Here is a 9,064-nt window from a genome sequence, read left to right as displayed (position 1 = left end):
GTAGTAGATCGACTAATCGCGGAAGTAGGCGAAGGGATTAGGGGAGTGGATAATCAGGAAGTGGCAGATGTAGATGCCGACGTGGCTGATGTCGTCGTAGAAGAAGATCAGGTCGCCCGGCCGCGCATTGCCGAGGGAGACCGTGGTGCCCGCGTTGACCTGGTCGTACGTGGTCCGCGGCAGATTGACGCCGGCGGCCTTCCAGGCGGCCTGGGTGAGGCCGGAGCAGTCGTAGGAGCCGGGACCGGTGGCGCCCCAGACGTAGGGCTTGCCGATCTGCGCGCGGGCGAAGGCGATCGCCTTCTCGGCCTTGGTGGCGTACGAGGAGTCCGACGTCGAGCCGGTCGAGCCCGTCGAACCGGTCGAGGTGGACGAGCCCGAAGAGCCGGCGGAGCCCGAGGAGCTCGCGGCGGCCGCCTCCTTCGCCGCCTCCGCGGCCGCCTGCTTCTTCGCGAGCTCCGCGGCCCTGCGCGCGGCCTCCTCCTGCTTCTGCTTCTCGATCGCGGCGAGCCGGGCCTTCTCCTGCGCCGTCAGGTCGGAGAGCAGTCTGCGGGCCGAGGCGAGCTTCTTCTGGACAGTGGCCTTCGCGGTCTTCAGCTCGTCCTGCGACTCGGTCAGCGTCTGGAGGCTCTTGGCGGCCTCCTGCCGCTTCTTCATGGTCGCCGACTGCTCTGTGATGTAGTCGTCGACCGCGCCCTTCTGCCGCGAGGTCATCCGGCCCATCAGCTGGCTCTGGTCGAAGTAGTCCTGCGGCGAGTCCGCGAGGAGGAAGGTGGCGGTGTCGGGCGCGGCGGCGCCGGTCCGGTACTGGGCGGCGGCGAACGTGCCCAGTTCCTCACGCGCCTTGTTGAGCTTGTCCGTGCGCCGCGCGACGTCGTCCAGCAGGGTGTCGACGTTCTTGCGCTGCTTGCCGGCCTTCTCCTTGGCCGCGTTGTACTTCTCGGTCGCCGACTCCGCCTGGCGGTAGAGGTCGTCGACCTTCTTCTCGACCTCCTCGACACTCGGCCTGCCGTCCGCGGAGGGGGTGGCGTCGGCGGTCTGGGACAGCAGGGCCACGGAGGTGAGCGCGGCGGTGGCGATGGCGGGGGTGCGTATGCCCGATACCAGGGCACTCGCGGGGCGCGACTTGCGATGCGACGCCAAGGGAGGCGACTCCTTCCGTGTTCCGCCTACCGAGTTAGCTGTCGGGTTCGGGCGGGTGGTTCGGAAGGGTTGCCCTACGGCCCTTTCCCCGCGGGAGGTTGGGCCGATTCACCCCAAGGTCGGGTGGGTCCCCGGCTCCGGCTGCCGTGAAGGGCGCGCCGGACTCGGCGGAGGCCGCGCGGCCCGGCGACGTTCGCCGGTGGGGGTCGTACGGCCCGCCCGTGACGGTAGCCAACTCGCGTGGTCCGTGTGAAGGTTGATGGGCGATATGCCCGATACATTTTCGTGACCTGAGGGCGGGATTCCTCCGGCGTGACGGCGCGTTTCCGGAGCGTGAGGCCGCTGCCCGCCCGTGGCCCCGGAAGATCTTCCGCCTGTGGGGCCGGTCACGTTCCCGGGACGGCGGCGGTTTGTCGGTGGGGCGCCCTAGACTCGTAGAGCGATGAGCAGCCTCTTTGACGACAGCTTCCTGGCGAACCTCCAGGCCCCCCGCGGCCACGAGGAGGAACCCCCGCCGCCGCCCGAGGACGACCACGCTCCGGAGCCGGTTCCGGACGATCTGTTCGGTGGGAAGTTCGACGTGCCGCCGGACCGGGACGATTACTACCGCGACGGCGCCCCCCGCCCGGTGATCGACGCCGCCGCGCTCCTGGAGGGGCTGAACGAGAACCAGCGCGCGGCCGTCGTGCACGCCGGCTCCCCCCTGCTCATCGTGGCCGGCGCCGGTTCCGGCAAGACCCGCGTGCTCACCCACCGCATCGCCCACCTGCTGGCCGAGCGGAACGTGCACCCGGGCCAGATCCTCGCGATCACCTTCACCAACAAGGCCGCGGGCGAGATGAAGGAGCGCGTCGAGCAGCTCGTCGGCCCGCGCGCCAACGCGATGTGGGTGATGACCTTCCACAGCGCGTGCGTGCGCATCCTGCGCCGGGAGAGCAAGAAGCTCGGCTTCACGTCGTCGTTCTCGATCTACGACGCCGCCGACTCCAAGCGCCTGATGGCCCTCGTCTGCCGCGACCTCGACCTGGACCCCAAGCGCTTCCCGCCCAAGTCCTTCAGCGCCAAGATCAGCAACCTGAAGAACGAGCTGATCGACGAGGAGGACTTCGCCGCCCAGGCCACCGACGGCTTCGAGAAGACCCTCGCCCAGGCCTACGCGATGTACCAGTCGCGGCTGCGCGAGGCGAACGCCCTCGACTTCGACGACCTGATCATGACGACGGTGAACCTGCTGCGCGCCTTCCCGGACGTCGCCGAGCACTACCGCCGCCGCTTCCGGCACGTCCTCGTCGACGAGTACCAGGACACCAACCACGCCCAGTACGCCCTCGTGCGCGAGCTCGTCGGCACCGCCGGGCACCCGGTGGACGTCCCGCCGAACGAGTACGACCTGCAGCCCGCCGAACTGTGCGTCGTGGGCGACGCCGACCAGTCGATCTACGCCTTCCGCGGCGCGACGATCCGCAACATCCTCCAGTTCGAGGAGGACTACCCGGACGCCACCACGATCCTTCTGGAGCAGAACTACCGTTCCACCCAGACGATCCTCTCGGCGGCCAACGCGGTCATCGAGCGCAACGAGTCCCGCCGCCCCAAGAACCTGTGGACCAATGCGGGCGCGGGCGCGCGCATCACCGGCTATGTCGCCGACACCGAGCACGACGAGGCGCAGTTCGTCGCCGACGAGATAGACCGTCTCACGGACGCGGGCGAGGCGAAGGCGGGCGACGTCGCCGTCTTCTACCGCACCAACGCCCAGTCCCGTGTCTTCGAAGAGGTCTTCATCCGGGTCGGGCTGCCCTACAAGGTCGTCGGCGGCGTCCGCTTCTACGAGCGCAAGGAGGTCCGGGACGTCCTGGCCTACCTGCGGGTGCTGGCCAACCCGGAGGACTCCGTGCCGCTGCGCCGGATCCTCAACGTCCCCAAGCGCGGCATCGGCGAGCGCGCCGAGGCGATGATCGACGCCCTCGCCCAGCGCGAGAGGATCAGCTTCTCGCAGGCGCTGCGCCGCGTCGACGAGGCGTACGGAATGGCGGCGCGGTCGACGAACGCCGTCAAGCGGTTCAACGTGCTGATGGAGGACCTCCGTACGATCGCGGAGTCCGGTGCCGGACCGGCCACGGTGCTGGAGGCGATACTGGAGCGCACCGGCTACCTCGCCGAGCTGCAGGCCTCCACCGATCCGCAGGACGAGACCCGCATCGAGAACCTCCAGGAACTCGCCGCGGTGGCCCTGGAGTTCGAGCAGGAGCGCGAAGAGGGCGCGGTGACGTCAGGGGCTGCCGCCCCGGGGGGCACGCTGGCCGACTTCCTGGAGAAGGTCGCCCTGGTCGCCGACTCCGACCAGATCCCCGACGAGGAGGACGGCGACGGCGTCATCACGCTGATGACCCTCCACACCGCCAAGGGGCTGGAGTTCCCCGTCGTCTTCCTGACCGGCATGGAGGACGGCGTCTTCCCGCACATGCGCGCCCTCGGCCAGACCAAGGAACTGGAGGAGGAGCGCCGCCTGGCGTACGTCGGCATCACGCGCGCGCGTGAGCGGCTCTACCTGACCCGCTCGTCGATGCGCAGCGCGTGGGGACAGCCGTCGTACAACCCGCCCTCGCGCTTCCTGGAGGAGATTCCGTCAGCCCATCTGGAGTGGAAGCGCACGGGAGCGACGGCTCCGGTGTCCTCCGGGCCGGTGTCCGGAGTGGCGGCCTCGCTGTCCTCGTCCCGCTCCCGCTCGTCGGCGTCGGGCGCCTCCGGGTTCGCCACGCGCCGGACCTCGGACAAGCCGCTGGTGGCCCTGGCCGTGGGGGACCGGGTCACGCACGACCAGTTCGGACTCGGCACGGTCGTCGGGGTGAAGGGCACGGGCGCGAACGCCGAGGCGACGATCGACTTCGGGGACACGAAGCCGAAGCGGCTGCTGCTGCGGTACGCGCCGGTGGAGAAGCTGTAGCGCCGGGCCCCATGAGCGGAGCCCCCGCCGGTTCGGCGGGGGCTCGGGGTACGGCTCCAGGTGTGCGGCTCGTTCTCGGGGACCTATGTCGGGTCCAGCCCGTGGCTCCGCAGCCACGGCAGCGGGTCTATGGCCGCGCCACCGGCGGGCCGGACCTCGAAGTGCAGATGCGGACCGGTCGAATTGCCGGAGTTCCCGGAGTACGCGACCGGCTGCCCGGCCTTGACGGTCGTACCGGAGGCGACGCGGTAGCTGGAGAGGTGGCAGTACCAGGTCTCCGTGCCGTCCTTGGCCGTCACGATCAGCATGTTGCCGTAGGCGCTGTTCCACTTCGTCGTGACCGTGCCGTCGGTCGCGGCCATCACCGTCGTGCCGTACGAGACGGGGAAGTCGATGCCCGTGTGCACGGACATCCAGTTCACGCCCGCCTGGCCGAAATAGGCGCTGAGCCCCTTCTGCAGGACCGGGAGCACGAACTTCGGGCGCAGCCGCTCCTTGCGGGCCGCCTCCTCCGCCGCCTTCTTCTTCTCCGCGACCTGCTGGGCCTTGAGGTCGATGCGCTCCTGGGTGCGGCTGGCGCGGTCGGCGAAGTCGTCGGCGCCGGCGGAGAGGCTCTCCAGCTGGGTGTCCAGCTTGTTGTTGGCGGCGGACGGTTTCACCGACTTCGTCTCCGCCGCGGTGGCGCTGGTCTCCTTGCCGCCGCCGGTCAGACCGCCCACGGAGGCGGCGGCGATCCCGGCGACACCCATCACGCAGGCCGAGGGCACGGCGACGGTCAGCAGCGCCGAGCGCTTGGCGGGCGTACGGCGGCGGGAACGTCCCGAGCCACGGGACCCCCCGCGCGCGGCCGGAGCGGGGGTGATCTCTTCCTGGTCGTCCAGAAGTGGCGTTACTGCGGGCAGTTCGCCCGTGGCCGCCAACTCGTCCTCGTCCGCGGAGCCCTCGTAGTCGGGCTCGTAGTCGGTTTCGTAGTCGGACTCGTCGTACGAGGCCTGCTCGAAGGTGGCGGTCGCCTGCTGTTCGGGCTCGGCGGTCATCGCCGTGCCGCCGTCGGAGTTCCACTGCGTGGCGTCGTACGCACCCGTTTCGAAGGTCTGCGTACCCCACTGCCACTGCTGGGTCGGGTCGGCGCCGCCGGACTGCTCGGACTGGAGCCAGGCGTTCGCGTCCCACTGGCCGCTCGCGTCGGGTTCCGTGCCCTGCGGGGGGACCGTCCAGGCGGTGTTGTCGTAGGCACCGCTGTCGTAGACGGCGTGGTGCTGGGCCGCGTACGGGTCGTAGTTCAGGGAGTTGTGGTCACCGGTCTGCCACTGCGTGGCGTCGTACGCGCCGGTCGCATGGCCCTGTCCCGGCATGCTGCCGAAGAGCGGATCGGCCTCGAAGGCGGGGGCGGTGGTGTACGAACCGGTGGAAAATGCGCCGGTGCCGTAACCGCCGTACGTGGTGAAGTCGCCGCCGTACTGGGCTTCCTGTCCGTCGTACGACGCGTAGGGCGCCGAGGCGGCATCGGAGGCCGGAGCCGGGGTGGTCATGGTCCCCGACGGGTGACGGTCGTTCACCAACTTCTCTTTCGCCTCGACAACAGGGGCTGGCAGAGCAGTGCGGCGACTGTACCCGGCGGTATGCGGGCGCGACAATCTTCAGCTGGTTTCGCGGGCGAAGGAAAAGGGCATTCGGCCGTGTTTCGGGGGACGATGGACGCGGGTTTGGCTTTGTGTTCGAAGATTGTTCGACGTTGGGCGGCCGTCCGTTCCCGCCGAACCGACGAGTGAAGCGAGTCCGGACGGCTGTCGCGCCGTCCGGACTCGTCCCGGTCCGACCCTGTCAGGGCCGTTTGCTCACGCCACGGTCAGGCCCCCGGCGGGCCTCGCGGCCGCCACCTCCGGCCGCTCCGAGTCGAGTGCCTGCCGTATCCCGGCCGCGACGGCCGGGTGGACGGGCAGCGCGAGATGCCCGATTCCCATCACCTGAATGTTCTGCACCACCAGGTCCGGATGCTCGATACAGGCCGTTTCCGGCCGGTCCATCAAGGCGTCCATCTCACTCCAGAAGCAGAAGAACCGAGTGCGGCAGCCGGGTGCCGGCAGGGTCAGCTCCTCGATCACCTCCGAGCCGGGGCGCAGCTGGCGCACGATCGGGTGCGCGTTCGCCAGTGGCACGACCCGGGTGCCGGAGTGCGGGGTACCGAGTGTCACCAGCGTGCGGACCCGGAGGTCGCCGCCCAGCCGCTGCACGTAGTAGCGCGCGATCAGTCCGCCGAGACTGTGCCCCACGATGTCGACCTGCGGGCTGCCGGTGCGCTCGCAGATCTCCTCGATGTGCCGGCCGAGCAGCTCGGCCGCCGCGCGGATGTCGCGGGTCAGCGGCGAATAGTTGAGCGACTCGACGCGCTGCCTGCCCTGCTGGGCGAGGTTGCGGCGCAGCAGGACGAAGACGGAGCGGTTGTCGATGAAGCCGTGCAGCAGCACGACCGGGGGTCCGGGTGTGGTCGGCAGCTGCGCGGTGCCGTCCGGCAGGGCCGGAGTGCGGGCGGGGGAATGGCGCTCCTGTGTGATGCCGGTCGGATACAGGACGATATGTCCGGCCAGGATCGCGATCTCCAGGGCGGCCGCCTTGAGAAGAGCCACGGAGAGCCCCGTGAGTCTGCCCGGCAGAAGGCGCTGGCAGAGTGGAACGAGAGGTTCGAGTGCCCTGGTGACCTTCACGGCCGACCTCCTGTCAGCACGCAGGAGGACGACTCGATCCCCCGTGTGCCCTCATGGGAAGCCGCGGTGGGGGCGGCCGCCGGTGCGAGAGTGGCGCGCGCGGGACGAGTGAGGCGCGCGGCGCGCGCGGCGCCGTTGCGAGGCTCCCCGCCGGTGCGGCGACGGGCTTCCCCGCTGTCGTGCCCTACCTGTCCTGCGTGCCCTACGTGCCCTTCGTGCCCGCGCGGTCCACGCCGCGGCTCCCGAACGTGTCCCACCGTGTGATTTCCCCCTCGGTCAGCACCGTGAAACTGCCGGTTGAGGGATGCTGGAGATAACGTTCGTTCACTTCGCGACGGGTGGCGGAACGCGCGGAATGTGCGGTACTTGTCGGTACGGTTGGATGTAGTCGCTTCATGGAGGCAGTGATGGGTGTGGCAGCCGGTCCGATCCGCGTGGTTGTGGCCAAGCCGGGGCTCGACGGCCACGATCGCGGGGCCAAGGTCATCGCGCGAGCGCTGCGCGACGCCGGTATGGAGGTCATCTACACCGGACTCCACCAGACCCCGGAGCAGATCGTCGACACGGCGATCCAGGAGGACGCCGACGCGATCGGTCTGTCCATCCTCTCCGGTGCCCACAACACCCTCTTCGCGGCGGTCATCGACCTCCTCAAGGAGCGCGAGGCCGACGACATCCTGGTCTTCGGCGGCGGCATCATCCCCGAGGCGGACATCCCGCCGCTCAAGGAGAAGGGTGTCGCGGCGATCTTCACGCCCGGGGCGACCACGGCCTCGATCGTGGACTGGGTGCGGGAGAACGTCCGCCAGCCCGCCGGGGCGTAGCGCCTGGGGCGTCCGCCCCGCAGCGTTCAGCCCGCGGGTGCGTCTCGGCGCACCCGCGGGGACACCGCCTCCGACGGCACCCCGAACTCGTCGGCCATCGCCGCGCGCAGCCGCAAGGTGGTCGCGAGCCGCTGGAACGCCTCCGCCCAGTAGCCCCCGGCCCCCGGCGACGCGTCCTCCTTCTCGTCCGGCACCGCCAGCAGCCCGTCCAGCCGCGACGCTTCCGCCGGGTCCAGGCACCGCTCGGCCAGCCCCATCACCCCACTGAAACTCCACGGGTAACTCCCCGCGTCCCGGGCGATGTCGAGGGCATCCACCACCGCTCGCCCAAGCGGCGCCGCCCACGGCACGGCGCACACCCCGAGCAGCTGGAACGCCTCGGACAGGCCGTGCGTCGCGATGAAGCCGGCAACCCACCGGGCCCGCTCCGTGGTGTCCAGCTCGCCCAGCAGCTTCGCCCGCTCGGCCAGGGAAACCGCTCCCGGTCCGCCGGCCCCGGGCGCCGAAGGCGCACCGAGCAGGGCCCTGGCCCACTCGGGGTTCCGCTGCCGTGCCGCTGCGCGGCACCACGCCGCGTGCAGTTCGCCCTGCCAGTCGTCCGCTACCGGCAGTGCCACGATCTCCTGCGGTGTACGACCGCCGAGCCGCTCCGACCATGTTCCGAGCGGTGCCGCCTCCACCAACTGGCCCAACCACCACGATCGCTCCCCTCTACCCGAAGGAGGTTTGGCCACGACACCGTCTCTCTCCATCCTCGTATCGCACTCAAGCGGTGCCTCGACCGCGATCGTCGGCCTGCTGAGGGTGCGGTCGATCGCCACGCAGGCTCCGGCCCGCACCGCCATCCGCGCGGCCAGGGCCGAGTCCGGCAGCGCGGACAGCAACTCCGCCGCCGTCGCCCGCACATTGCGGCTGCGGTCCCCCAACGCCTGCTCCAGGAAGGGCTCGTCGTCGGAGGACAGACCCGTGCGCAGCGAGTCGAGGAACATCAGCCGGTCCTCGGCCCGCTCCGTCGCCCAGGTCGCGGCCAGCAGTTCGCGCGCGGCGGCCGGGCTGCGCCCCCGGATCGCGGCGAGCAGCGCGACCCGTTCGGCGAACAACCCCTCCTGCCAACGCCGTTGCACCTCGTCGGCGGAATCGCCGTCCGGGTCCGGCAGGGCCGCGCCGCCGCCCGGAGCCGCCCGCAGGGCGAACCGCCAGTCCGGGTTCAGCCGGGCCAGCCACAGGGCGCGGGGCCCCGCGAACGCCAGCGCCGCCGGACGCAGGTCCGTGCGCCCCCGTGCCGCGTCCAGCAGGGCCGGGACCGACTGGGGCGGTGCCGCGAACCCCCGGGCGTTCGCCGCTGCCAGCCACTGGGGGAGCCGTTCCATCAGGTCGGGCGCGGTGCCTCGGCGGCCGCGCGCGCGCCCGGCCCCCCCCGGGGGGGGGGGGGCGGGGGAGCGGGG

At 70.8% G+C, this 9,064-nt stretch carries 6 protein-coding genes and 1 riboswitch; of the genes, 2 read left to right on the top strand and 4 right to left on the bottom strand.

Going from position 1 to position 9,064, the window contains the following annotated elements; all coding sequences use genetic code 11:
- Positions 1-12: 12 nt before the first annotated feature.
- A complete protein-coding gene (locus tag ACFW2E_RS33345; RefSeq protein ID WP_384471585.1) occupies positions 13-1,143 on the bottom strand; it encodes an NlpC/P60 family protein in 1,131 nt (376 codons plus the stop codon).
- An 8-nt stretch (positions 1,144-1,151) separates the two neighbouring features.
- Positions 1,152-1,323: riboswitch (cyclic di-AMP (ydaO/yuaA leader) on the bottom strand.
- 262 nt (positions 1,324-1,585) lie between these two features.
- Between ACFW2E_RS33345 and pcrA the strand changes: the two genes are divergently transcribed.
- On the top strand, positions 1,586-4,090 hold the full coding sequence (gene pcrA, locus ACFW2E_RS33340; protein ID WP_384471582.1) for a DNA helicase PcrA: 2,505 nt from the start codon (positions 1,586-1,588) through the stop codon (positions 4,088-4,090).
- An 83-nt stretch (positions 4,091-4,173) separates the two neighbouring features.
- Here the strand turns inward: pcrA and ACFW2E_RS33335 are convergent, their stop codons facing one another.
- Positions 4,174-5,649 carry a M23 family metallopeptidase gene (locus ACFW2E_RS33335; RefSeq protein WP_384471580.1) on the bottom strand — a complete coding sequence of 492 codons (1,476 nt, stop codon included), beginning with the start codon at positions 5,647-5,649 and terminating at the stop codon, positions 4,174-4,176.
- A 279-nt stretch (positions 5,650-5,928) separates the two neighbouring features.
- Positions 5,929-6,795: an esterase/lipase family protein gene (locus ACFW2E_RS33330; protein ID WP_384471577.1), complete on the bottom strand. Its 867-nt coding sequence runs from the start codon at positions 6,793-6,795 to the stop codon at positions 5,929-5,931.
- Positions 6,796-7,202: 407 nt separating this feature from the next.
- On the opposite strand from ACFW2E_RS33330, the gene ACFW2E_RS33325 reads away from it, so the two are divergent.
- Positions 7,203-7,619 carry a cobalamin B12-binding domain-containing protein gene (locus ACFW2E_RS33325; RefSeq protein ID WP_384471574.1) on the top strand — a complete coding sequence of 139 codons (417 nt, stop codon included), beginning with the start codon at positions 7,203-7,205 and terminating at the stop codon, positions 7,617-7,619.
- Positions 7,620-7,645: 26 nt separating this feature from the next.
- Here ACFW2E_RS33325 and ACFW2E_RS33320 read toward each other — a convergent pair.
- Positions 7,646-9,064 (bottom strand): DUF5691 domain-containing protein (locus tag ACFW2E_RS33320; protein ID WP_384471571.1); only part of this gene is annotated, 1,419 nt, incomplete at its 5' end.

Origin of the sequence: Streptomyces sp. NPDC058964, from assembly GCF_042741275.1 — a bacterium.
In the GTDB taxonomy this organism is placed as follows: Bacteria; Actinomycetota; Actinomycetes; order Streptomycetales; family Streptomycetaceae; genus Streptomyces.
Note: the sequence above shows the minus strand (reverse complement) of the source record. Positions and strands in the feature narration are given on the sequence as shown.